This window comes from Curvibacter delicatus NBRC 14919 (assembly GCF_001592265.1).
GTDB lineage: Bacteria > Pseudomonadota > Gammaproteobacteria > Burkholderiales > Burkholderiaceae_C > Hylemonella > Hylemonella delicata.
This window is the reverse complement of sequence record NZ_BCWP01000029.1, coordinates 12,825-36,197: the sequence shown is the minus strand read 5'-3', so window position 1 is coordinate 36,197 and position 23,373 is coordinate 12,825. Positions and strand designations below refer to the sequence as shown.

Here is a 23,373-nt window from a genome sequence, read left to right as displayed (position 1 = left end):
CGTTTTCTTGAAAAGAATGTATTGGACTCATGGTACCAGATGCAGGAAGCTGACGTGCATCGCGGCGCTCATAGCGGTCTCTAAGCGCCAGCCAACGTTTTCCGTGAAGGAGTCCGACCATGTCCACCTCGTTGTCCGCCACGACCTCTGCGCCTCCGACCTGGAGGACGCGTGCCTGGTGGCAAGGCCTGGCGCTGGCGGGGCTACTTGCCGCCGCCGCCATGGTGGCGGCGCAGACGCCTTGGGCGGGGCGCTGGGGCCTGTCGGCGCTGACGCTGGCCATCGTGCTGGGCATCGTGGCCGGCAACACGTTCTTTCCGGCCATCGCCGCGCACACGGCTGCCGGGGTCGATTTCTCCAAGAACCGGCTGCTGCGCGCGGGCATCGTGCTGTACGGTTTTCGCATCACCTTCCAGCAGATCGGCGCCATCGGCTGGGCCGGCGTGGTGATCGATGCGCTGATGGTGGCGCTGACCTTTGTTCTCGCGCTGCAGCTGGGCACGCGCGTGTTCAAGCTGGACCGGCAGACCTCGATGCTGATCGGCGCGGGCAGCGCGATCTGCGGCGCCGCCGCCGTGATGGCCGCCGAGCCGGTGGTGCGCGCGCAGGCGCACAAGGTGTCGGTGGCCGTGGCCACGGTGGTCGTGTTCGGCACGCTGGCGATGTTCGCCTACCCGCTGCTGTACCCGTACCTGCACCTGTCCGAGCAGGCCTATGGCGTGTACGCGGGCTCGACGATCCACGAGGTGGCGCAGGTGGTGGCCGCCGGGCGCAGCGTCAGCGAGCCGGCCGCCGCCACGGCCGTCATCGTCAAGATGCTGCGCGTGATGATGCTTGCGCCGTTCCTGCTGGCGCTGTCAAGGGCCGACCGGGCCGACGGACAGGGTGGCGCGGCCCGCATCACCATTCCCTGGTTCGCGCTGGTGTTCATCGCCGCCGCCGGCGTGAATTCGCTGGGGTGGCTGCCGCCGCAATGGGTCGCGGCCCTGGTGCAGCTCGACACCGTGCTGCTGGCCATGGCGATGGCCGCGCTCGGGCTGCGTACCCACGTGGGAGCCATCCGCCAAGCGGGCCTTAAGCCCTTGCTGCTGGCGGCCACGCTGTTCGGTTTTCTGATGGTCGGCGGCTATGGTGTGAACCGGGCCGTCAGCCACTGGCTGGGGTGAAGCATGCCGCGATGAGGCGATGAGTTTTGCGCCCAGGCGGGAATAAACCGGCCGACGCTCCCGTATACCTCAATGTCAACCTCATTTCTTCCACCCACGTACTAAGGACTACCGATCATGAAACGACTCACCGCCACCGCCACCGCCACCGCTTTCGCTCTCGCGACCCTGTTCAGCGGCACGGCGTTCGCCGGACCCGCCGACGACGCCCGCACGCACTTCCAGGCCATCGGCTCGGGCGATCTGGCCGTGCTGATGCGGGGCTACGCCGACAACGCCCAACTCACCTGGGTTGGGGGGCCGCTGGATGGCAGCTACGCGGGCGCTGACGCGATCCGCGGGGTCTGGGAGAAGTTCACCAAGTCGCAAGGGACTCTGAAGGTGTCGATCGACAAGGTGGAGGAATCGGCCAACCCCAAGGGCGCCACCGTGACGGCCAACGTGCAGTTCGAGGGCAAGCAGCCGATCAAGGTGCGCTACGTTCTGACCTATCGCGACGCCAAGATCGTCAACGAAACCTGGCAGATCGATCCGAAACTGTCAGTGGCCAGTTACTGAGCAGCCACGGGCGACGGCAGCGAACGGCGTCGGTGCGCGATGAAGGCCCAGGACGTGGCGTTGACCGAGGCGGGCGCGCTGATGGTGGCGGCCCTGCCGCGCCTGCGGCGCTACGCTCGCGCGCTGGTCGGCGACCACGCCGCTGCCGACGATCTGGTGCAGGACGCTCTGGAGCGGGCCTGGGCCCGCATCGACAACTGGCGGCCGGACGGCGACATGCGCGCTTGGCTGTTCAGCATTCTGCACAACCTGCATGTGGACCAGCGCCGCCGGCCCGCCGTGGTAGCCGTGCCGCTGGACGAAGAAGCGCTGGCGTCGCCGGTCAGGGCTTCACAGACCGACGGCCTCGAAATGAGAGATCTCGAAATTGCACTGCGGCAGCTCCCGCCCGAGCAGCGCGAGGTGCTGCTGCTGGTGGCGCTGGAGGACATGAGCTACGACGAGATCGCGCGCACGCTCGGTGTGCCGCTGGGCACCGTGATGTCGCGGCTGTCGCGTGGCCGCGCGCGCCTGCGCGGCGTGATGGAGGGACGCATCCAACCCACGGCATTGAAGGTGGTGAAATGAACCCGTTGCCCATCACTGAAGCGGATCTGCATGCCTTTGTCGACGGCCTGTTGCCCGAATCCCGGCGCGCCGAGATCGAAACCTACCTGGCCGAGCGCCCGCAGGAGGCGCAGCGCTTGCAGGCCTACCGGCAAGACAAACAGGCGATCAAGGCGCTGTACGGCGCGGTGCTGGACGAAGCCGTCCCCGACACCTTGCTGCACGCGGCCCGGGCGCCGCGTACGCGCGCCGCTGCACGCCACGCGGGTGCACGCCTGCCGCGCTGGTCGCTCGAACGCGTGGCGGCAGGCTTTGCGTTGGTGTTCTTCGGCGCAGGCGCCGGCTGGGTGGGGCGCGGCGCATGGCAAACCGCGGAGATGCTCGCGCAGTCGTCCCGTGGGCCGGCGGTCATCGTCAACGCGGCGGCCGGCAGCCTGCCGCGGCAAGCGGCCATCGCGCACGTGGTCTACAGCCCCGACGTGCGGCGACCGGTGGAGATCGGCGCCGACCAGGAAGACCAGTTGGTCGCCTGGCTGTCCAAGCGCTTGGGCGCGAAGATCCGCCCCCCGAAGCTGGGTGCACTGGGCTACGAACTGATCGGCGGGCGCCTGTTGCCCGGATCGAGCGGCCCGGTGGCGCAGTTCATGTACCACGACACCACGGGGCAGCGCCTGACGCTGTACGTCACGAACGAGCAAGCATCCAATCAGGATACCGGCTTCCGCTTCGCGCAGGAGGGGCCGGTCAATGTGTTCTATTGGATCGACGGCAAGTTCGGTTACGCCTTATCGGCCGGCATCGACAAAGGCGAGCTGGCGCGCATCGCCACGGCCGTCTACGCCCAACTTCAACCGAGCTGATCCATGCAGCCTCTCGCTTTCAAGATGACATCACCGAGACCCGCCCGCCAGTGGGCGATGGCGGCGCTGGCCATGCTGGCGAGCCTGCCGGCCCTGGCGCAGCATGCTCATTCCCCAGCGGCCGAAGCGCAGACACCGCCCCCGCCGAGCTTCGTGGCCAGCACCGCCAAGTCCTTCGCCCAGTTGATGGACGACGCGATGGCGGTCATGGACCACGGCATGCGTACCGCCCCGATGAACGGCAACCCCGACCACGACTTCGTCGTGATGATGATCCCGCACCATCAAGGCGCCATCGACATGGCCAAGGCTGTGCTGCTGTCCACCAAGGACCCGGAACTGCGCAACCTTGCACTGTCCATCATTGTCGAGCAGCGCAACGAGATTCGACTGATGCAGGCCTGGCTTGCACGGCATGCCGACGATGCCGCCGCCAAGGCCGCAGCGGCGCACCCATCCCACTCAACCGAAACGACACAAGGAACCCGATGATGAAACGACTCTTCCTCGCCCTGCAACTGGTGATGTGCAGCGGCATCGCGCTGGCCGCGCCGGCCCCCGCCGATCGCGTCTACACCGCCGACCAGAACACCAACACGGTGTCGGTGATCGATCCTTCGTCCAACACGCTGCTGGGCCAGATCCGGCTGGGCAACGTGCGGCCGGAGGTGCTGTCGCCGTTGTACAAGGGTGAGCTCAACGTGCACGGCCTGGGCTTCTCGCCTGACCACAAGACCCTGGTCGCGATTTCCAACGGCTCCAATTCGGTCGCCTTCATCGACACCGCCACCAACCAGGTCAAAGGCATCGCCTACATCGGCCGCTCGCCGCACGAGGCGTTCTTCACGCCGGACGGCAAGCACGTGTGGGCGGTCGTGCGCGGCGAGAACTACGTGTCCGTGATCGATGCCGCGACCTTCAAGGAAGTCGGCCGCATCGAAACCGCGCCCGGGCCGGGCATGGTGCTGTTCCATCCGCAGAAGAACATCGCCTTCGTGGTGCACAGCTTCACGCCGGAGGTGGACGTGATCGACGTGCCCACGCGCAAGGTGATCAAGCGCATCCCGGTGGTCAGCCCGTTCTCGCCCTTCCTGCAGTTAACCCCGGACTTCAAGGAAGTGTGGATGACGCACAAGGACGTGGGCAAGGTGACCCGCATCGACACCGATACGCTTCAGGTCAAGGGCGTGATCGAGACCGGATTCATCACCAACCACCTCGGGTTCGCCAAGACCGCACGCGGCACGCTGGCCTACGTGACCATCGGCGGCGAGAACGTGGTGAAGGTCTACACCACCGACGCCACGCCCAAGCTGCTGGCCACCATCCCGGTGGGCGCGCTACCGCACGGCATCTGGCCATCCGACGATGGCACGCGCATGTACGTGGGGCTGGAAAACGGTGACGCGGTGGACGTGATCGACACCGCCACCGACCGGGTGATCGCTCGCGCACCCGTGGGGCAGGCCCCGCAGGCGCTGGTCTATGTGTCGAACGCCGTGCCCAGCGGCACGGGCACAGCCCACCTCGTGCCCCGCGTCAACGACGAGCCAGTCAACATTACGCTCAAAGCCACGCAGGGAGAGGCCCGCGGCTTCGTCGTGGCGCGCAACCTGGGGCTGGTGGACGCTCTGGAAGTCTTCCTCTTCAAGCTCAAGCCGCAAACGGTGTACAACGTGTATGTGAGCAGCCAGCGTTCGCCGATCGCGAGTTTCAAGACCAACCCCGCCGGGGCGGCCAACGGCACGGTGATCGGCCCGCTGCGAGACGCGGTGACCACCATGTCGTCGAAAACGCCTTCCGTCGCGCAGATTCTCGTGGTCGAAGGTGATGCGGCGGCGCAGGCGTCGAATGCAGTTCTGGTGAGCGCCCGATAGGGCGCGGTTTCCCATCTACTCGAAGAAGGAGACAAACATGGAGCGTGACGACACCCCCCCCTGGCCTGCGCGCCGCCGTGTGCTGAAGACCTTGGGCGCCATCGGCGCCGGTGCCGGCCTGATGGGTCCGACCGCCGAGGCGCTTGCGGCGACTGCGGGTCGCGTCGTGTTGCCGTTCGACAATGGCGAGCGCGAGTTGGTGGCCTTTCCGCAGAAGCGCCCGCTGATCCTGCTGACCAGCCGGCCGCCGCAGCTGGAGACGCCGTTTTCGGTCTTCAACGAAGGCGTCATCACGCCCAACGACGCGTTCTTCGTGCGCTACCACTGGAGCGGCATTCCCACCTCGATCGATCCGCAAAGCTATCGGCTGCGCGTGGGCGGCAAGGTCAACACGCCGCTGGAGCTGTCGCTGGACGACCTGAAGCGTCTGGCCGACCCGGTGGAGCTGGTGGCGGTCAACCAGTGCTCCGGCAACAGCCGCGGGCATTTCACGCCGCGCGCCAACGGCGGCCAGCTGTCCAATGGCGCGATGGGCAACGCACGCTGGACAGGGGTGCCGCTGAAGAAAGTGTTGGAGAAGGCCGGCGTGCAGGCCGGTGCCGTGCAGGTGAGCTTCAATGGCCTGGACCATCCGACGCTGCAAGGCGAGAGCCCGGACTTCGTCAAGGCGCTCGCGGTCGACCACGCGCTCGACGGCGAGGTGATGCTGGCCTGGGCGATGAATGGCGAGGACCTGCCGATGCTCAACGGCTATCCGGTCCGGCTGATCGTTCCCGGCCATTACGGCACCTACTGGGTCAAGCACCTGTCCGACATTCAAGTGCTGGACAAGGCGTTCGACGGGTTCTGGATGAGTACGGCCTACCGCATTCCCGACAACGCCTGCGCCTGCGTGGAGCCGGGCAAGGCGCCAGCCAAGACCGTGCCTATCAACCGGTTCAACGTGCGCTCGTTCATCACCAGCCTGCGCGACGGCGACAAGGTGCGCGTTGGGCGCGAGACGGTGGTGCGCGGCATTGCCTTCGACGGCGGCTTCGGCATCACCGAAGTCGCCTTCTCCGCCGATGGTGGACACACCTGGACGGAAGCCCGGCTCGGCAAGGATTTGGGCAAGTATTCCTTCCGCGAGTGGAGTGTGGCCTTCAAGCCGAGCAAGCGAGGCGCTCATGAACTGAAGGTGCGCGCGGTCAACCGCATCGGTCAAAGCCAGCCGCTGTCCGCGTTGTGGAACCCGGCCGGCTACATGCGCAACGTCGTCGAGACCACGCGCGTCGTCGCGGCATGAGGAGAACAGGCATGAGCACAAAACAACGTTACTGCCTGCGCGTTCTCGTGGGGATCATATCGGCGACGGCCGCGCTGCCTGCCGCTTTCGCGCTGGACATCACGCTGCCCGCTGAGACGGCCGCATACAAGCCCAGCGAGCTGCCGGGCTACCGGCTGGTGCAGCAGAACTGCATGACCTGTCATTCGGCGCAATATGTGCAGTACCAGCCGTCCACCTCCCCGCGCAGCTACTGGGAAGCCACGGTGAAGAAGATGAAACACCCGTTCGGTGCGCCCTTCTCCGACGAGGACATTCCGGCAATGGTCGACTACCTCGTCAAGACCTACGGCGCCGAGCAGACCACCGCTGCCACACCGGCACCCGCCATGGTGGCCGCCGCGCCGCCCCCGAAGACCGCTGCACCGGCAACCCCCACTACCGCTGCGTCGCTGCAGCCCGAAGCGCTGCTGAAGGCCAACAATTGCACCGCTTGTCACGCCGTCGAGCAGAAGGTCGTGGGCCCTGCGTTCAAGGAGGTCGCGGCGAAATACGCCGGCAAGGCCGATGCGCTGCAGCAGGTGGCCGCCAACATCCGCGCGGGCGGCGCCGGCAAGTGGGGCACGGTGCCGATGCCGCCGTACCCGGGACTGACGCCGGCCGAGCTGGATACGCTGGCGAAGTGGGTGCTGAGCCGCTGACGCCGGTCCGCGTTCCTCATCCCGCCGCCAGGCGTTCGCGCACGCGAGCCAGCCGCGCCGCGGCGTCATCGGCCACCTCGCGCACCTGTGGGTTGCCGCTCAACGCGACCATGGTTTGCGGATCGATGAACGCGACGGTGCTCAGCCCCGGCGTGTCCTCCCGCACCACCACGTTGCAGGGCCTGCCCAACCGGGCGTTGTTCCTGGATCGGCTCAAGCAAGCGCTGGCGAGCGCCCAGCGCCACGGACAGCGGGTGGCGCTTCTGTTTTTGGATCTCGACCGCTTCAAGGAGATCAACGACACCCAGGGGCACGCCATCGGCGACCGGGCGCTCATCGAGATCGCCCGGCGGTTTCAGGCCGCATTGCGAGAGGAGGAAACCCTGGCGCGCCTGGCAGGCGACGAGTTCGTCGTGATTGCAATGGGGGCCAACCAGTCGGCCGCGGCCCTCATCGCCGAACGTATCCAAAAAAAGCGCTCGCCGAACCTCTCGCAATCAATGGACGGTTTTTTGCGCTCAAGGCAAGTATCGGCATTGCTTTCTATCCAGAAGATGGACGCTCGGCCGAGGAGCTGCTCAAACACGCCGACATCGCCATGTACCGGGCCAAGGCCAGCGGCGGGGGCTATCGCTTCTACCGTTCGGAGATGGGTACGGATTTGGCGAGGAAGCTGGAAATCGTCCATCGCCTGGAAACCGCGCTTGCCGCCGGACGGTTGCAACTCCACTATCATCCCCAGGTGCATTTGCCCAGCGGCAAAATCGTAGGCGCCGAGGCACTGTCGAGATGGCATGATGCGGATTGGGGCATGGTTTCCCCAGCCGAATTCATCCCGATCGCGGAAGAACGGGGATTGATCGGTACATTGGGCGAATGGGCGCTCGCCGGGGCATGCCGCCAGGTGCGGCATTGGCAGGAACGAGGGTGTCCGCTGCCCGGAAGGGTCGCGGTGAATGTGGCCGCGAAACAATTTGAGGACGACGATTTCGTTGACCGGTGTCTTAGGATCGCTCGCGAATCCGGTGCAGCGTCTTCTGCAATCGAGCTCGAGCTGACCGAGTCGGGCATGATGCGCGACCCGGAACGTGCCGTGGAGGTCACGCGCGCCCTGACCTCGGCCGGGTTTGCGCTGTCCATCGATGATTTCGGCACCGGGTATTCCTCACTGGCTTACCTCAAGCGATTTCCCGTTCATAAACTGAAGATCGACATCTCGTTCGTGCGGGACATGCTGACCGATCGCAACGATCTCGCCATTGTGTCCGCCATCGTTGCCATGGCGAAGAGCCTCGGCCTCAAGACCCTGGCCGAAGGTGTGGAAGAGGCAGCGCAGGCGGAACACTTGCTGGCATTGGGTTGCGACGAAGCACAGGGGTATTACTTCGCCCGTCCGGAGCCGGCCGAGGTTTTCGCGCGCAGGTGGTTGCAAAGCGCATGTCCGAGTCATGATCTCGGTCAGGACGTGGATCGCCAAGAGCAAGGCCACCTCGGTACATAACGGCAAAGCCGCTCCATGGCGCCGGGCCCCGGCGCATGATCACGCCCCCGAGTTCTCTCAAACTCTTCGTAGCGTTCACGCTGATCCGTGATCGGGAGCCGTCAGCCCGGTCGGTTCAACAGCGATCGGGGCCGTTGCCTCTGCGAAAGCGCACAGACCAAAGGCACTTGGGCTGGTTCGCCCCAAGGGTTCTACCCCGTTTCCAGGACGGTTTGATTAAGGCCTGAAACTCCCGGTCACGCCGGGCAACTCTACGACGCATTCTCGGGTTGTGGAACCGCTCGAGGTAACCGAACACATCAGCCCGGGCCTCGTCGCGCCTGGCAGCCCTTGGCAGAACGGATTCGTCGAGAGCTTTAACGGCAAGCTGCGGGACGAGCTGCTCAACCGAGAGTGGTTCCGCAGCCGCGCCGAGGCGAAGGTCCTGATCGAACGCTGGCGGCAGTTCTGACCTGAGTATGGAACTTGTAGCCAATCAGGCAGTGAGTCCGGGGTGGATGGTATCGCGCCGATGAAGGCGGTGAGCAGCGGGCCGCCACCCCGGATGGTGTCCTGCGCGTTCATCTGAATGGCGAGCACGCCGTTCAGGTGCACCGACAGCACGCCATTTCCGCTGCGAGGCGCGAGCGCAGATCGCGGTAGCTGCGGGCAATGGCCGCCTGCCGGTCGGCATCGGTCGCCGTGCCGGTGATCTGCGCCAGTTCCTCACGCGCCTGCGCCAGGGCATCGGCCAGTTCCCGTTCGGCCTGCGCGGCTTTGCGGGCATTGGCCTGCTCGATGTCGCTGCGCCGATTGTTGAGCACGATCAGCTCGGCTTCCGCCTTGGCGACCTCCGCTTTAGGGAAGGTCTGAACAACCCGCTCTGCCGCCCGGATTGCGGCATCGTGGCGCCGGCCTGGCGTCGCTTTCGAGCCGGATTTCGCCCGTGCAGGGCGGTTTTTGGCGGGTTTCCCCGCCTTACGGACGCACTGCTCCCGTCGTCGGCAACAAACGCCGGCGCGCCATCCACAGGTTCGACAGCGCGAACAGCGTCAGCACCTGCGCCGCGTTCTTCGCCAGGCCGCGGTAGCGCACCTTCGTGTAGCCGAACTGGCGCTTGATCACCCGGAACGGGTGCTCCACCTTCGCCCGCAGACTGGCCTTGTAGCGCTCCCACCGCTCGGCGTAGCGCCGCTCGCGCTCGTTCTTCATCGCACGCAGCTTCGACGGCTTCTCCGCGATCAGGAATCCGGCGTCCACGTCCTGCAGCTCCTCGCGCTTCTCGGCACCCGTGTAGCCGCTGTCGCCGCACACCGTGTCTTCCCGGCCGTGCAGCAGCTTGTACACCTGCGTCACGTCGGCCACGTTCGCCGCCGTGCATTCCACGTGGTGCACCAGACCGGACGCGTCATCCACGCCGATGTGCGCCTTCATCCCGAAGAACCACTGGTTGCCCTTCTTGGTCTGGTGCATCGCCGGATCGCGCTCGCCCGCCTTGTTCTTGGTCGAGCTCGGCGCACTGATGATCGTGGCATCCACGATCGTGCCACTGCGCAGGCTCAGGCCCTTGCGCTGAAGATGGGCGTTGACCTGCTCGAAGAGCTTCTCGGCCAGCCCGTGCGTCTCCAACAGCCGGCGGAAGTTGAGGATCGTCGTCTCGTCCGGGATGTCGGCAAGCCCGCCCAACTGCGCGAAGCGGCGCATCACCGGCGTGTCGTACAAGGCTTCTTCCATCGCCGGGTCGCTGAGCGCATACCACTGCTGCAGGAAGTGGATGCGCAGCATCGTCGCCAACGGATAGGGCTGGCGACCGGGACGGCCCATCTTCGGGTAGTGCGGCTCGATCAGACCCAGCAGCGCCTGCCACGGCACCACCTGCTCCATCTCCGCCAAAAACACCTCGCGCCGCGTGCGCTTGCGGCTCCCCAGACCCTCGGCATCACCGAACGACAGCTGCATCGCACTCACCCCGATCACGGTGAGGCATTGTCGCGCAATGGGGCGGAGTTGTTCAGACCTTCCCTAGAGGTGCGGAATCTTGAGGCTCTTCTATCTAATGAAGCCGTTGGAGCCAAGGAGTCCTTCGTGGGCAGCCTGGCCACTATCCATCGAATAATCTAATCACATCCGTGTAACATAGAAGTTGTTGCCGTCGATCAGGGCGTACATGGCAAGGTCTCAGACGGCAAACTGCCGGATGGCCGCCGTGACCACACCCCAGATCTCCAGGCTCTGCCCGGGTGCCGGCACGATGTCGGCAAACGCCGGATTGGCGGCCTGCAGCCGCACGCTGGCGCCACGCCGGATCAGGGTCTTGACCGTGAACTCGCCTTCCAGCACGGCCACCACGATCTGCCCATGCCGCGGCGGGATGGCCCGGTCCACCACCAGGATGTCGTTGTCGAAGATACCGGCCTCGACCATCGAGGTCCCGCGGGCACGCAGCAGGAACGTGGCCTGGGGGTGGCTGATGAGTTCCCGGGTCAGGTCGATCGGCTGCGCCCCAAGGTCTTCGGCCGGGGACGGGAAACCGGCCCGCACACTGCCTACCAAGGGCGGCATGCCTTGCTCCGGCAAGCTCATGAAAACCGGGGAACTTACGGAATGAATACTGATCATATGTACAGTATAGATTCCATAAGGCCTCCGTGACCGACCGGTCATCACCCTCATGGAACCCAAGGATTAGCACTCTCTTGGTTTGAGTGCTAATATTAGAAATATGACGACAAGGAGTTCTGGAATGACCACTCAAACTGGAGTTTCCGCTTCCGCACTGACGGTGGCCAACCCGTGGGCACTCGTGCCATCGCTGGGCAACCTGGATGCCTACATCACGGCCGCCAACCGCCTGCCCATGCTCACCCAAGAGGAAGAGCAGGAGTTTGCCCGCAAATTCCGCGACAGCGGAGACATTGAGGCTGCCGGTAAGTTGGTGCTCTCTCACTTGCGTCTGGTGGTGTCGGTGTCACGCCAGTACCTGGGCTACGGTCTGCCACACGGCGACCTGATCCAGGAAGGCAACATCGGCCTGATGAAGGCCGTCAAGCGCTTCGACCCCGACCAGGGCGTGCGTCTGGTGAGCTACGCGCTGCACTGGATCAAGGCCGAGATCCACGAGTACATCCTGAAGAACTGGCGCATGGTCAAGGTCGCGACGACCAAGGCCCAGCGCAAGCTGTTCTTCAATCTGCGCTCCAAGAAGCAGGGTTACAAGGCCGACGCGGCAGCAGCCGATGCGGCCACCCACCGCGAGACCCTGAGCGAGTACGAGATCGACCTGATGGCGCGCGAGCTGAACGTCAAGCGCGAGGAAGTCATAGAGATGGAAACCCGCCTGTCGGGTGGTGACGTCATGCTCGACCCCGGTCCGGCCGATGACGGCGAGGAAGCTTTTGGCCCGATCGCCTACCTGGCCGATGCCAGCCACGAGCCAACCGCCATGATCGAAGCGCACCAGCGCGACGTGCTGGCCAGCGACGGCATCGCCGCTGCGCTGGACGTACTGGACCCGCGCAGCCGCCGCATCGTGGAGGAGCGCTGGCTCAAGGTCAACGACGACAACTCGGGCGGCATGACGCTGCACGAACTGGCCGCCGAGTACGGTGTGAGTGCCGAGCGCATCCGCCAGATCGAAGTGGCCGCCATGAAGAAGATGAAGGCCGCGTTGGCAGAATACGCCTGACGATCTGGCGACCCCCAGGCAGAAAACGGTACGTTACTTCTGCTGCAGCAGAAGCTTGATGTCGGACGCCATGGCCGGCGCCCCGCTGCCATAACGCGTGTACAGCCGCAGCCGGCCTTGCGTATCGTAGATGTAGCTGCCCGCTGAATGGTCCATGGTGTAGCTGGTCGGCGTCTTGCCTTCGACCTTCTTGTAATAGACCTTGAAGTCCTTGGCCAATGCAGCCAGCTTCTCGGGTGAGGCCGCGTAGAGTGCGAGGAAGGTCGGGTCGAAGTTGGCCATGTAGGCCTTCAGCATGTCGGGCGTGTCACGCGCCGGGTCCACCGTGACGAACAGGCCTTGCAGCTTCTCGCCATCGGCGCCCAGCAGCTTCTTGACTTCCGCCAGTTCGGTCATGGAGGTCGGGCAGACGTCCGGGCACTGGGTGTAGCCAAAGAACAGCACCACGATCTTGCCGCGGAAGTCCTGCAGGCTGCGCGGCTGGCCGTTGTGGTCGGTCAGTTGGAAGTCCTTGGCATAGTCGGCGCCGGTCACGTCGATTGCAGAAAATTGCGGCTTGTTGTCGGAGCACGCACTCAATAAGCCGAGAGCCCCCGTCAATACAGCGCCAGACGCTATCAATTTAAGAGTATTTCGTTTGCTCATGGTGCTCACAGCAGGTAATGGTCCAGCAGCAGTGCCGCGAACAGCACGCTCAAGTGGATGAGTGAAAAGCGGAAGGTCTTGCGTGCCAGCTCGTCCGAGTAGTGGCGCCACAGCTTGAAAGCATAAAAGAAGAAACCAATGTTCAGCACGACGGCCGCTGCCAAGTAGATCCAGGAGCTCATGCGGTAGACAAAGGGCATCAGGCAGGCGGCAAACAGGATCAGCGTATAGAGCAGGATCTGCAGGCGCGTGAACGCGTTGCCATGCGTCACCGGCAGCATGGGCAGGCCGGACTTGCGATAGTCCTCCACACGGTACAGTGCCAGTGCCCAGAAGTGCGGCGGTGTCCACAGGAAGATGATGAGGAAAAGAATCAGCGCTTCCGGTCCGACATCACCCGTCATGGTGGACCAGCCCAGCACCGGTGGCATGGCGCCTGAGGCACCGCCGATCACGATGTTCTGCGGCGTCAGCGGCTTGAGGATGACGGTGTAGATCACCGCGTAGCCGACGAAGGTGGCAAAGGTCAGCCACATCGTCAGCGGGTTGACCCAGACGTACAGCAGCGCGGAGCCGGCGGCACACAACACGGCAGAGAACAGCAGGGTCTGCACATCGCTCAACTCGCCTTTGGCGGTCGGCCGCCAGGCGGTACGTTTCATCTTGGCATCGATGCCTTTTTCCACGATGCAGTTGAAGGCCGCAGCAGCCCCTGCCACCAGCCAGATGCCCACGCTGCCGATCAGCATCAGGCGCAACTCGGCCCAGCCCGGCAGGCCAGGTACCGCCAGCACCATGCCGATCAGGGCACAGAACACGATGAGCTGCACCACGCGCGGTTTGGTCAGCGCATAGAACTGGCTGAACACGGAAGATCGGGGGGAAAGGGATTGGGCGCTCATGCAGCGATACTCGAAACAGAAGGGGAAGCGGCAGCAGCCTGACGGGAAGAACGCGTGGTCGCCAGACTCCAGGTCAACACCACCACCAGGGCGGCTGCGCCGCCGGTGTGCAAGACGGCCGCCAGCAACGGCCAGTCCAGCACCACATTGCTCAAACCGGTCAGGAACTGCAGCAGCAGCAAGGTGGCCAGCCAGTTCGCTGGCCGACGCAGGGCCGGCTCGGCACGCAGGCGCCATGCCAATATGGCCAGCACGGCAATGACAAGGTAAGCCATGAGCCGGTGCACGTAGTGGATGGCCGTGAGCGCGGCGAAACTGATGTGCTGGCCGTCGCCGGTCAGGCCCAGTTCACGCCACAGCTCGAAACCTTGTGCGAAATTCATCTCGGGCCACCAGTTGGCCTGGCAGGCCGGGAATTCGGTGCACGCCAGCACAGCGTAGTTGGTGCTGACCCAGCCCCCCAGCGCCACCTGCAGCCATAACAGGACCAGGCCCAGCCCCAGCAGGCGGCGCAGCACCGGACTCACGGCCACAACGCTGGAGGCGTTGTGCCTTTGCGCATAACGCACGGCCTGGACGCACAGCAGTGCCAGCAACAGCAGGCCCCCGAGCAGGTGCAAGGTGACGATGGCAGGAAACAATTTCATGGTGACCGTGAGTGCCCCGAACGCACCCTGGACACACACCCAGAGCAGAGTCAGCGTGGGCCACCATGGACTGATGCCTGTGCGCCGGTCCTGGCGGCGACGGTCGAGCCAGCTCACGACGGCCAGCACCAGAATCAGCACACCGACGGTGGTGGCGAGATAGCGGTGGATCATCTCGACCCAGGCTTTGCCGTGCGTCACCGGGCCGGTGGGCATGGCCTGCTGTGCTGCCGAGATCTCGGCATGCGCCCCCACCGGGCTGGCATTGCCATAACAACCCGGCCAGTCCGGGCAGCCGAGGCCGGAATCCGTCAGACGCGTGAAGGCGCCGAACAGGACCAGATCGAAGGTCAGGAACAAGGTCAGCACCGTCAAGGCCTGCAAGCGGCTTGCCCGCGTGGCCTGCCGGTTGCGCAGCCAGACCCAGGCCAGCGGCCCGAGGGCCAGCACCACACCCGTCAGCATGAGCCAGATGACGGGCGACAGATCGTAAAGCGCTGCGGCGTTCATGCGGGTTTACCTTCCGGCCTGATCCCACGAATTGGAGGCACGCATCAGGCGCTCCAGGTCGCGTTTGGCCTGGGCCGCGGTGGCCACGTCCAGGTTGGCCGGAAAACGCATCATCAGGTTGCCCAGCGGGTCAACAAGGTACAAATGCTCGGTGATGGCATGCCCCGCCGCCGGTGTCAGCCAGCGATCCAGCACATCCGGCGGCACGCGCAGCACTGTGGCCTCCTTCAGGCCGGGCAGCAGCTCCGGCGCCACGGGCTGCGCATCGTTGACGAGCCAGACCCGGTCAATACGGTCCTTGTCCTTGCCCAGCCCTTCGCGCAGCTGGCGCTGCAGGTAGAGTTGCTGCACGCAAGCCGCCTGGCAATTGCCGCCCCCCACGCTCAGCAGCAGCCACTGCCCCTTGAGCTCGGCCAGATTGACCGTCTTGCCATCCAGACCTGCGCCGGCCTGCTCGGGCAGCGGCCGCTGCGGGTCGATCAGTTCACCAAAATTGCGCCGCCCCTCCGGCCGGATCACGTAGTAGGTGAAGTAGGAGGCCACCACGGGTGCGGCACACACCAGCATCACGGCGATCATCTTCCAGCGGCCAAGGCGGGTACGCCGTGCCTCCTCCGCCATGGCCTGCCCTGGCTCGGGCAGGGAATACACGGTCAGCCCCAGCGGGTGATCGCCACCCGCATCAGACGTTTTTGCGTTGGAAGAATCTTCTGACAATTTGGAACCAGACATAAAGTACTGCAATCAGGGCACAGAGCCCAAACCATTGAAAAGCGTAGCCGTAGTGTTTGTCGACGCCGGTATTGCCGGGCGGCCAGTCGCGCGCCAGTCCGTCGGTGGCGGCATCGGTCTGCTGGATCGACACGGCCACCAGCGGCAATCCCGTCTCAACCCTGAACTGCGCCAGATCGAGATTCTGCCGGATCGGCCCCACCTCGGCTGCCCCCAGCTCATAGAGCTTGCCCGGCGGCGGGACAATCCGCCCCGTCACGGTGACCAGCCCGGCGGGTGTTTCGACCGCGGGAACGCGGCTGCGGTCCTCGAAGTTGCGCGGCACCCAGCCGCGCTGCACCAGCACGGCAACATCGCTGCCCTCGAGGCGCAGCGGTGTGACCACAAAGAAACCGACCCGCCCGTTCATCTGGCGGTTGTCCAGGAACACCGTCCGCTCGGCCAGCCATTGCCCACGCGCCACCATGCGGCGATGCAGCAGCGCGTCCGTCGTCACCTCACCGCGCAAGGTGGCGCCATCCAGCACAGGCTCTGCCAAGCGTGCCTCCATGCTCGCCTGTAAGGCCTCCTTGGCCGCGGCCCGGGACAGCTGCCAGCGCCCGAGCGCAGCCGTGGTGGCAACCGCCAGCAGCGCCAGCAATGTGATCAACCAGAACCGGATGCGCTCATTCATACGTGCAGTCACGCGATAATCTCGCTCATGAAATACCTGATTGCCCTTGCCTTCCTGGCCATCATCGCCAGCCTGGGTTCTGCCCTGTTCTTCATGATGAAGGACGGCCGCGATGGCAAGCCCAAAAGCAACAACATGGCCCGCGCCCTTGCTTTTAGAGTCGGCTTCTCGATCCTGATCTTCCTCTGCATCCTGATCGCCTGGAAGCTCGGCTATATCCAACCCACCGGCATTCCTGCCGGGAAATAACCATCTCAAACAAAAACAAAAGCCGCTTCATGCGGCTTTTGTTTTTATTGCCACACCACCTGGGCGTAGCGAGCGGGATGCAGTGCTAGGCGGACGGAGCGCAGGAACCGGAACGTACCTTGGGGTACGTGAGGATTCCGAGCACCGCCCAACGACGCAATGCGCCCGCGCAGTAGCCCCTTACATCCAATAGACGAGGATGTACAGGCCCAGCCACACCACGTCCACGAAGTGCCAGTACCAGGCTGCACCTTCGAAGCCGAAATGGCGCTCAGCGGTGAAGTGGCCTTTTTGCAGACGCAGGGTGATGAACAACAGCATCAGCATACCGACCAGCACGTGGAAACCGTGGAAACCGGTCAGCATGAAGAAAGTCGAGCCGTAGATGCCGGAGGTCAGCTTGAGGTTCAGCTCGCTGTAGGCGTGTGCGTACTCATACCCCTGCACGAACAGGAAGGTGATGCCCAGCAGCACGGTGATCCACATGAAGCCGATGGTCTTGCTGCGGTTGCCATCACGCAGGGCGTGGTGGGCGATCGTGAGCGTCACGCCGGAGCTCAGCAGCAGGGCGGTGTTGATGGTCGGCAGCCAGAACGGGCCCATGGTCTGGAAGGGCTCGATGATGCCGGCCGGCGAAGCCGTCACGCCAGCAGCCACACTCGGCCAGACTGCCTTGAAGTCGGGCCAGAGCAAGGCGTTGTCCAGGCTGCCCAGTGCCGGCACCGAATGGGCACGTGCCCACCACAGAGCGGTGAAGAAGGCACCGAAGAACATGACTTCGGAGAAGATGAACCAGGTCATGCTCCAGCGGTACGACAGGTCGATCTTGTGACCGTACTGACCGCCTTCGCTCTCGGACACGGCATCACGGAACCACTGGTAAAGCACCACCAGCCACCAGGCCATGCCGGCGAACAGGGAGTACTTGCCCCATTCGGCGCCATTGACCCATTGACCGGCGCCCAGGATGACGAAGAACAGGCCGATCGCAGCCATGACGGGATGGCGTGAGGGGCCGGGCACGAAGTAGTACGGGGTGCCGCCGTGTGTTGTCGAACTCATTTTTGCTCCATTCCTTCCGGTTCTCTTCAATGTCTCGGGTCAACGGTCGCGGCTTACTTGGCCACGATCCAGTTCACCAATGCAATCAAACTCACTACAAAAATCAAAGCGCCAGCAATCCCCACCACGATGATGTGGAAAGGGTTCAGGCGGCCGATGTCTTCCTGAAAGCTGCTGTTCTTGCGAACACCAATAAACGACCAGGCCACGGCCTTGACTGTGTGCCAGAACGAGCCCTTGGGCATGGTCTTCTTGCCAGAGGGTGTGTGGCTCATGCCCCCACTCCAGAGGACAGACGGGCCACGGTCTTGCCAGAGGTCGATCCGGGTGCGGGCGGCGTCTTGCTGCCCACTTCAAAGAAGGTATAGGACAGGGTGATAGTCGTCACGTCCTTCGACAGCTTGGGATCGATCACAAACGCAACCGGCCATTCCTTCTTCTCACCCGGCTCCAGCGTGTACTCGTTGAAGCAGAAGCACTCCAGCTTGTTGAAGTGGGCCGAGGCCTGCCGCGGCGCATAACTCGGGATGGCCTGCGCCGACATGCGGCGGTCCTGCACGTTCTGGAATTCGTACATCACCGTCGCCAACTCGCCAGGGTGCACCTGAAGCGAACGCTTGGCCGGCCGGAAACTCCAGGGCCCGCGCGCATTGGCATCGAACTCCACCGTGATGGTACGGCTCATGTCGACCTGGGTGTTCGCCGGCAAGCTGGCCCGGCCACCGCGGATGTCACGCTCGCCGAGCGCCAGGATGTTGATGCCCAAAGCCTCGCAGAGATGCTTGTAGATCGGGACCAGCGCGTAGCCGAAGCCGAACATGCCGGCCGCAACCACGACCAGCTTGCCCACCATCTTGACGTTTTCGGTCCGCAAGCTCATGTTGGCTGCTTACTTGCCGAGCAGGACCATCTTGGCCATGAAACCGAAGAAGAACACCAGCACCACCGACAGCAGAATCAGTGCCATCCGGACATTGGCTTTCTTTTGCTCTTGCGACTTCATGGCTTGGCCTCCAGACGATTTCGATCAGCCGATCACGCGGGTTGCCGTGGCATCCAGCTTCGGGGGATTCTCGAAGGTGTGGAACGGTGCCGGCGACGGCACTTCCCACTCGAGGCCTTCAGCGGCTTCCCACGGCTTCTGGGCAGCCTTCTCGCCCTTGCCGCGCATGGTCGGAACCACGACGAACAGGAAGAAGTAGACCTGGGCCAGACCGAAGCCGAAGGCGCCCACGGAGGCAATGGCGTTGAAGTCAGCGAACTGCATCGGGTAGTCGGCATAACGACGCGGCATGCCGGCCAGACCCAGGAAGTGCATCGGGAAGAAAGTGATGTTGAACGAAATCAGCGACCACCAGAAGTGGATCTTGCCGCGCGTCTCGTTGTACATGACACCGGTCCACTTCGGGCTCCAGTAGTAGAAACCGGCGAACAGGGTGAACAGCGAACCCGCCACCAGCACGTAGTGGAAGTGGGCCACGATGTAGTAGGTGTCCTGGATCTGGATGTCGATCGGGGCCACGGCCGGGATCAGGCCGGTGAAGCCGCCCATGGTGAACACGAAGATGAAGCCGATGGCAAACAGCATCGGGGTTTCAAACGTCATCGAACCGCGCCACATGGTGGCCAGCCAGTTGAAGATCTTCACGGCCGTCGGCACCGCAATCAACATGGTGGCGTACATGAAGAAGAGCTGGCCCGTCACCGGCATGCCGGTGGTGAACATGTGGTGAGCCCACACGATGAAGGACAGGATGGCGATCGAAGACGTGGCGTACACCATGGAGGCGTAGCCGAACAGCTTCTTGCGGGCAAAAGCCGGCACGATCTGGCTGATGATGCCGAAGGCCGGCAAGATCATGATGTACACCTCGGGGTGGCCGAAGAACCAGAAGATGTGCTGGTACATCACCGGGTCACCGCCACCGGCGGGGTTGAAGAAGCTGGTGCCGAAATGGCGGTCCGTCAGCGTCATGGTGATGGCGCCAGCCAGCACCGGCATCACGGCGATCAGCAGGTAGGCGGTGATCAGCCAGGTCCAGCAGAACATCGGCATCTTCATCAGCGTCATGCCGGGCGCGCGCATGTTCAGGATGGTCACGATGATGTTGATCGAACCCATGATCGAGCTGGCACCCATGATGTGCATGGCAAAAATGCCGGCGTCCATCGAGGGGCCCATCTGCAGGGTCAGCGGTGCGTAGAGCGTCCAGCCGGCAGCGGGTGCGCCACCCGGCATGAAGAACGAACCGGCCAGCATGACACCGGCAGGAATCAACAGCCAGAAGCTGAAGTTGTTCATGCGGGCAAACGCCATGTCGGAGGCGCCGATCTGCAGCGGAATCATCCAGTTGGCGAAGCCGACGAAGGCCGGCATGATGGCGCCGAACACCATGATCAGACCGTGCATGGTGGTGAGCTGGTTGAACAGCTCAGGGTTCACCACCTGCAGACCGGGCTGGAACAGCTCGGCACGGATCAGCAGCGCCAGAATGCCGCCGATCATCAGCATGGTGAAGCTGAACAGCAGGTACAGGGTACCGATGTCCTTGTGGTTGGTCGCAAAGACCCAGCGCCGCCAGCCCGTGGGGGCGTGGTGATGGTCGTCATGGGCGTGATCGTGATGGTCTAGAACGGCACTCATCCTGATTTCCTTCTCAATACTTCTATGCGTGTGACGACTGGTTATTTGCGAGCAGTCTTGACCTCAGCCGGCTGAACCAGCTGGCCGGTCTTGTTGGACCAGTTGTTCTTGGTGTAGGTGATCACCGCAGCGATCTCGGTGTCGCTCAACTGCTTCCAGGAAGGCATGGTGCCGTTGTTCTGGCCATTGAGCAGCACGGCGATCTGCTTGCTCTTGTCTTCGTCCAGCACCACAGCAGCGCCGTCCAGCGGCTTGATCGGGCCGGCGCCCTTGCCGTTGGCCTGGTGGCAGGCAGCGCAGTTGGCGGCATAGACCTTCTCGCCGCGCTTGGCCAGGTCGTCCAGCGTCCAGACCTTGTTCGGATCATCCGCCTTGGCGGCCAGCTTCTTCTTCTCGCCGTCCACCCACTTGGAATAGTCTTCTGCCGACAGCACCTTCACGTGGATGGGCATGTAGGCGTGTTCCTTGCCGCACAGCTCGGCGCACTGGCCATAGAAGTCGCCGGTCTTCTCGGCGCGGAACCAGGTGTCGCGCACGAAGCCGGGGATAGCGTCCTGCTTGATGCCGAAGGCCGGCACCATGAAGGCGTGGATCACGTCGTTGGCGGTGGTGATGATGCGCACCTTCTTGCCCACCGGCACCACCAGCGGGTTGTCCACCTTCAACAGGTAGTTGTCGGTTGCCGGCGGCTTGCCCGATTCGGACATGGCGCGATGGGATGCATCCAGCGTGGACAGGAAGCCAATGCCTTCGCCCTCGCCCTTGAGGTAGTCGTAACCCCATTTCCACTGGTAACCCGTGGCCTTGATGGTCAGGTCGGCGTTGCTGGTGTCCTTCATGGCCACCACCATCTTGGTCGCCGGCAGCGCCATCAGGATCACGATGATGAAGGGAACGATCGTCCAGACGATTTCAACCGTGACGGACTCGTGGAAATTGGCAGCCTTGTGGCCCACCGACTTGCGGTGCTTCCAGATGGAATAGAACATGACGCTGAACACAGCGACAAAAATCACGGCGCACAGGATCAGCATGAACCAATGCAGCCAGTGCAGCTCTTCAGCGATCTTGGTTGCCGGGGGATGGAGGTTCAGCTGGTTGACGGCCGGGCCGCCGGGCAGGTCATTCACCGCATGAGCCACCGTGAATGCTGCTGTGCCAGCCCATGCACTTGCCGCGAGCAGCAGTGAAGTCAATTTATTAGAAATGCTCTTCATCATGTTCACTTCTTCAATGTCTTAATTAATCCAAGACTGCCCAGGCTCGCCGGACATGCGGCTTTTTTGGCCCATGCGACCGCTGCCAATCAACAGCAGGCAGCAATGCACCCGTTGAAAACCTAATTTCAGCAACTACTTATTGTAGCCCAGCGTTTTACGTCAACCGGCAGGTGTTGATCTCGATCAAAGACCCGGCTCTTTGGGTTTGCGCTGGCGCAAAGTCTGCCGCATTTCTTCCAGCGACAATGCGGTCTCGGCAGCCACCGGAATGCGTGGCTGTGGCTTGAAGGCATGGCCATAGATGATCTCGAAGGTCAGCTTCAGCCGCCCGTCCTGCGCCGGGTCGGCCAGTTGCTGCAATGCCTGGTGCAGCCGCTCGCGCCAGCCGCGGCCACGCAAGCCAGGGAAACGCTGCGGATGCAGGTTGCGCCCCAGTTCGCGCAGCTCCTGCAGCAGGCGTTGCGGCGTCTCGAAGGTCAGTTCGATACGCTCCATGTCCATCACCGGCTCGGCAAAGCCGGCCTGCACCAGCATGTCGCCCCAGTCATGCATGTCGGTGAACTCGTGCGATGGCGCCGGCCAGCCCAGCACCTGGTACAGCGCGCGCAACTCACGCAGCGTGTCGGGCCCGAGGCAGGAGAACATCAGGAAACCGTCGACCGCCAGCGCCTCATGCCAGCGCGCCAGCAGCGCCTGCGGATCGGCCGCCATGTGCAGCGCCATATTGGCCCACAGCATCTGGGCCGCCCCGCGCGGCGGTACCGCGCCATAGCGCAGCCCACCGCGCCAGCGGGCCGGATGCCACCACGGTTTTGCTATCTTTTTAATAGCGCCTTGCGCAATCTCCTCGGGGGACAAGGCCAGAAAACATTCGGAACCTGGGTAACGGCGCTGCAACAGCGCCTGTGCCTGCAGGCCACCGCGTTGCGGCTCCCAGTGCACCCAGTTCTGCGGCTGGCGCATGATCCAGGCCAGCCGCTCCTCCATGCGACGCGCCACCTCCTCGTGCAGCCAGGGCGAATCGGACAGCGGCAGCCGCTGCCAGCGTGCGGCAGCCAGGGGATCGATGGTGGGAGGACGTTCGGTGGTCATGGTCGGGTCGATAGCGTCACGAGTATATTGACTCCATGTTCCGCCGCCTGTTCGACACCGTGTCCAGTGCGCTCCCCAGCCAGTGCGTGGTCTGCCATGCCTGGCCAGCCCAGCCGGTGTGCCACGGCTGCGTCACCCGTTTCGCCCAGCCGCAGCCGCGCTGCCAGACCTGCGCCCTGCCGGTACCGGCCGGCATCAGCCGCTGTGGCGCCTGCCTCAAATCACCCCCGCCGCTCGACACCTGCCTGAGCGCCGTCGCTTATGCCTATCCCTGGAGCGAGCTGATCGCACGCTACAAATTCGGCAGCGTGCCAGGCTGGTCGGCCACCCTGGCCGGCTTGCTGCGCAGCATGCCCTGGGTCGAACCGGCGCTGGAGGCCGCCGACCTGGTCCTGCCGGTGCCGCTGTCGCGCCAACGGCTGCAACAGCGCGGCTACAACCAGGCTTGGGAACTGGCGCGCCAACTGGCACCAGGCAAAGCCAGCCCCGACCTGCTGCTGCGTATCCGTGACACGCCGCCGCAAAGCGCGCTGCCTCGCGCCGAGCGCCTGCGCAATGTCAAAGCGGCCTTCGCCGTCGACCCATTGCGCCAGACCGAGATGCGTGGCAAGCGCGTGGTGCTGATGGACGACGTCATGACCAGCGGTGCGTCACTGTTCGCCGCTGCACAAGCCCTGCGCGACGCCGGCGCCGCCCACATCACCGGGCTGGTGCTGGCGCGGACGGAATGAAGAAATAGAACCCCCACGCTCACCCACTGCGTGTGGCTCGCTGCCCCCAGGCGCAGGCTTGCCCGGCGCTCTGCTTGGGCTTGGGGCCACGTTTCGCCTTGGGACGGCCCGGCGGCAAAACAGCCCCAC

General features: G+C 64.0%; 28 protein-coding genes and 2 pseudogenes. 14 read left to right on the top strand and 16 right to left on the bottom strand.

Features of this window, described 5'->3' with window-relative positions:
* The first annotated feature begins 119 nt into the window (after positions 1-119).
* The 8 genes from CDE01S_RS13510 (at position 120) to sorB (ending at position 6,972) form a co-directional block, all read left to right on the top strand.
* Positions 120-1,166: a YeiH family protein gene (locus CDE01S_RS13510; protein ID WP_066708475.1), complete on the top strand. Its 1,047-nt coding sequence runs from the start codon at positions 120-122 to the stop codon at positions 1,164-1,166.
* A gap of 117 nt (positions 1,167-1,283) precedes the next feature.
* Positions 1,284-1,724, top strand: a complete 441-nt coding sequence (locus tag CDE01S_RS13505) for a nuclear transport factor 2 family protein (protein WP_066708472.1) — start codon at positions 1,284-1,286, stop codon at positions 1,722-1,724.
* 39 nt (positions 1,725-1,763) lie between these two features.
* On the top strand, positions 1,764-2,291 hold the full coding sequence (locus CDE01S_RS13500; protein ID WP_174525469.1) for an RNA polymerase sigma factor: 528 nt from the start codon (positions 1,764-1,766) through the stop codon (positions 2,289-2,291).
* Positions 2,288-3,130 (top strand): anti-sigma factor family protein, encoded by an 843-nt coding sequence (locus tag CDE01S_RS13495; RefSeq protein ID WP_066708469.1) that lies wholly within the window; start codon positions 2,288-2,290, stop codon positions 3,128-3,130. The genes CDE01S_RS13500 and CDE01S_RS13495 overlap by 4 nt, the downstream gene beginning before the upstream one ends.
* Positions 3,131-3,154: 24 nt before the next feature.
* A complete protein-coding gene (locus tag CDE01S_RS13490; RefSeq protein ID WP_424858570.1) occupies positions 3,155-3,622 on the top strand; it encodes a DUF305 domain-containing protein in 468 nt (155 codons plus the stop codon).
* Positions 3,622-5,007, top strand: coding sequence for a beta-propeller fold lactonase family protein (locus CDE01S_RS13485; RefSeq protein ID WP_066708463.1), 1,386 nt, complete (start codon positions 3,622-3,624; stop codon positions 5,005-5,007). The genes CDE01S_RS13490 and CDE01S_RS13485 overlap by 1 nt, the downstream gene beginning before the upstream one ends.
* 37 nt (positions 5,008-5,044) lie before the next feature.
* A complete protein-coding gene (gene sorA, locus CDE01S_RS13480) occupies positions 5,045-6,292 on the top strand; it encodes a SorA family sulfite dehydrogenase catalytic subunit (RefSeq protein ID WP_066708460.1) in 1,248 nt (415 codons plus the stop codon).
* An 11-nt stretch (positions 6,293-6,303) separates the two neighbouring features.
* A complete protein-coding gene (sorB, locus tag CDE01S_RS13475; RefSeq protein ID WP_221892517.1) occupies positions 6,304-6,972 on the top strand; it encodes a SorB family sulfite dehydrogenase c-type cytochrome subunit in 669 nt (222 codons plus the stop codon).
* Positions 6,973-6,988: 16 nt separating this feature from the next.
* Here sorB and CDE01S_RS18860 read toward each other — a convergent pair whose 3' ends face one another.
* A complete protein-coding gene (locus CDE01S_RS18860) occupies positions 6,989-7,189 on the bottom strand; it encodes a DUF302 domain-containing protein (RefSeq protein ID WP_218016529.1) in 201 nt (66 codons plus the stop codon).
* Between CDE01S_RS18860 and CDE01S_RS19250 the strand changes: the two are divergent.
* The 3 genes and pseudogenes from CDE01S_RS19250 to CDE01S_RS13460 form a co-directional block, all read left to right on the top strand.
* Positions 7,098-7,534 (top strand): annotated as a pseudogene (locus CDE01S_RS19250) (diguanylate cyclase domain-containing protein); the annotation flags it as partial. The gene CDE01S_RS18860 and the pseudogene CDE01S_RS19250 overlap by 92 nt on opposite strands.
* A gap of 36 nt (positions 7,535-7,570) precedes the next feature.
* Positions 7,571-8,473, top strand: coding sequence for a putative bifunctional diguanylate cyclase/phosphodiesterase (locus tag CDE01S_RS13465; RefSeq protein ID WP_084382889.1), 903 nt, complete (start codon positions 7,571-7,573; stop codon positions 8,471-8,473).
* 313 nt (positions 8,474-8,786) lie between these two features.
* Positions 8,787-8,918, top strand: a pseudogene (locus CDE01S_RS13460) (integrase core domain-containing protein); the annotation flags it as partial.
* Between the two features lie 139 nt (positions 8,919-9,057).
* Here the strand turns inward: CDE01S_RS13460 and CDE01S_RS19290 are convergent.
* From CDE01S_RS19290 to CDE01S_RS13445, 3 genes are all read right to left on the bottom strand, one after another.
* Entirely contained in the window at positions 9,058-9,276 is a 219-nt protein-coding gene (locus tag CDE01S_RS19290) for a hypothetical protein (protein WP_066708443.1), read from the bottom strand.
* A gap of 154 nt (positions 9,277-9,430) precedes the next feature.
* A complete protein-coding gene (locus tag CDE01S_RS13450) occupies positions 9,431-10,411 on the bottom strand; it encodes an IS5 family transposase (protein ID WP_028915768.1) in 981 nt (326 codons plus the stop codon).
* 219 nt (positions 10,412-10,630) lie between these two features.
* Positions 10,631-11,014: a LexA family protein gene (locus CDE01S_RS13445; RefSeq protein WP_245636172.1), complete on the bottom strand. Its 384-nt coding sequence runs from the start codon at positions 11,012-11,014 to the stop codon at positions 10,631-10,633.
* 181 nt (positions 11,015-11,195) lie between these two features.
* Between CDE01S_RS13445 and rpoH the strand changes: the two genes are divergently transcribed.
* Complete coding sequence (rpoH, locus tag CDE01S_RS13440; RefSeq protein ID WP_066708438.1) at positions 11,196-12,137, top strand: RNA polymerase sigma factor RpoH; 942 nt, start codon at positions 11,196-11,198, stop codon at positions 12,135-12,137.
* Between the two features lie 33 nt (positions 12,138-12,170).
* Here rpoH and CDE01S_RS13435 read toward each other — a convergent pair whose 3' ends face one another.
* Genes CDE01S_RS13435 through CDE01S_RS13415 form a run of 5 tightly spaced genes read right to left on the bottom strand, consistent with a single transcriptional unit; the run spans position 12,171 to position 16,246 of the window.
* The gene (locus tag CDE01S_RS13435; protein ID WP_066708491.1) at positions 12,171-12,782 is read right to left on the bottom strand and encodes an SCO family protein; all 612 of its coding nucleotides are present in this window, start codon (positions 12,780-12,782) and stop codon (positions 12,171-12,173) included.
* A 5-nt stretch (positions 12,783-12,787) separates the two neighbouring features.
* Positions 12,788-13,684, bottom strand: a complete 897-nt coding sequence (gene cyoE / locus CDE01S_RS13430) for a heme o synthase (RefSeq protein ID WP_066708436.1) — start codon at positions 13,682-13,684, stop codon at positions 12,788-12,790.
* Positions 13,681-14,841, bottom strand: a complete 1,161-nt coding sequence (locus tag CDE01S_RS13425; RefSeq protein WP_066708433.1) for a COX15/CtaA family protein — start codon at positions 14,839-14,841, stop codon at positions 13,681-13,683. Before CDE01S_RS13425 ends, cyoE begins: the two co-directional genes overlap by 4 nt.
* 6 nt (positions 14,842-14,847) lie before the next feature.
* Positions 14,848-15,573, bottom strand: a complete 726-nt coding sequence (locus CDE01S_RS13420; protein WP_066708431.1) for an SCO family protein — start codon at positions 15,571-15,573, stop codon at positions 14,848-14,850.
* Entirely contained in the window at positions 15,524-16,246 is a 723-nt protein-coding gene (locus CDE01S_RS13415) for an SURF1 family protein (protein WP_066708428.1), read from the bottom strand. The genes CDE01S_RS13420 and CDE01S_RS13415 overlap by 50 nt, the downstream gene beginning before the upstream one ends.
* 27 nt (positions 16,247-16,273) lie before the next feature.
* On the opposite strand from CDE01S_RS13415, the gene CDE01S_RS13410 reads away from it, so the two are divergent.
* Positions 16,274-16,495: a twin transmembrane helix small protein gene (locus CDE01S_RS13410; RefSeq protein ID WP_066708425.1), complete on the top strand. Its 222-nt coding sequence runs from the start codon at positions 16,274-16,276 to the stop codon at positions 16,493-16,495.
* Between the two features lie 180 nt (positions 16,496-16,675).
* On the opposite strand, the gene CDE01S_RS13405 is transcribed toward CDE01S_RS13410, so the two are convergent.
* The 7 genes from CDE01S_RS13405 to CDE01S_RS13380 form a co-directional block, all read right to left on the bottom strand.
* Entirely contained in the window at positions 16,676-17,557 is an 882-nt protein-coding gene (locus CDE01S_RS13405; protein ID WP_066708422.1) for a cytochrome c oxidase subunit 3, read from the bottom strand.
* 53 nt (positions 17,558-17,610) lie between these two features.
* Entirely contained in the window at positions 17,611-17,832 is a 222-nt protein-coding gene (locus CDE01S_RS13400; RefSeq protein ID WP_066708420.1) for a DUF2970 domain-containing protein, read from the bottom strand.
* Positions 17,829-18,437, bottom strand: coding sequence for a cytochrome c oxidase assembly protein (locus CDE01S_RS13395; protein ID WP_066708418.1), 609 nt, complete (start codon positions 18,435-18,437; stop codon positions 17,829-17,831). The genes CDE01S_RS13400 and CDE01S_RS13395 overlap by 4 nt, the downstream gene beginning before the upstream one ends.
* Positions 18,438-18,446: 9 nt before the next feature.
* Positions 18,447-18,560, bottom strand: coding sequence for a cytochrome oxidase small assembly protein (locus tag CDE01S_RS18855; protein WP_218016526.1), 114 nt, complete (start codon positions 18,558-18,560; stop codon positions 18,447-18,449).
* Positions 18,561-18,584: 24 nt separating this feature from the next.
* The gene (gene ctaD, locus CDE01S_RS13390) at positions 18,585-20,201 is read right to left on the bottom strand and encodes a cytochrome c oxidase subunit I (RefSeq protein ID WP_066708416.1); all 1,617 of its coding nucleotides are present in this window, start codon (positions 20,199-20,201) and stop codon (positions 18,585-18,587) included.
* Between the two features lie 41 nt (positions 20,202-20,242).
* Positions 20,243-21,418, bottom strand: a complete 1,176-nt coding sequence (gene coxB, locus CDE01S_RS13385; RefSeq protein ID WP_066708489.1) for a cytochrome c oxidase subunit II — start codon at positions 21,416-21,418, stop codon at positions 20,243-20,245.
* Between the two features lie 186 nt (positions 21,419-21,604).
* Positions 21,605-22,513, bottom strand: a complete 909-nt coding sequence (locus CDE01S_RS13380) for a methyltransferase domain-containing protein (protein ID WP_066708414.1) — start codon at positions 22,511-22,513, stop codon at positions 21,605-21,607.
* A 35-nt stretch (positions 22,514-22,548) separates the two neighbouring features.
* Here CDE01S_RS13380 and CDE01S_RS13375 point away from each other — a divergent pair, with 35 nt between their 5' ends.
* Positions 22,549-23,244: a ComF family protein gene (locus tag CDE01S_RS13375; RefSeq protein WP_066708412.1), complete on the top strand. Its 696-nt coding sequence runs from the start codon at positions 22,549-22,551 to the stop codon at positions 23,242-23,244.
* Positions 23,245-23,373: the final 129 nt, after the last annotated feature.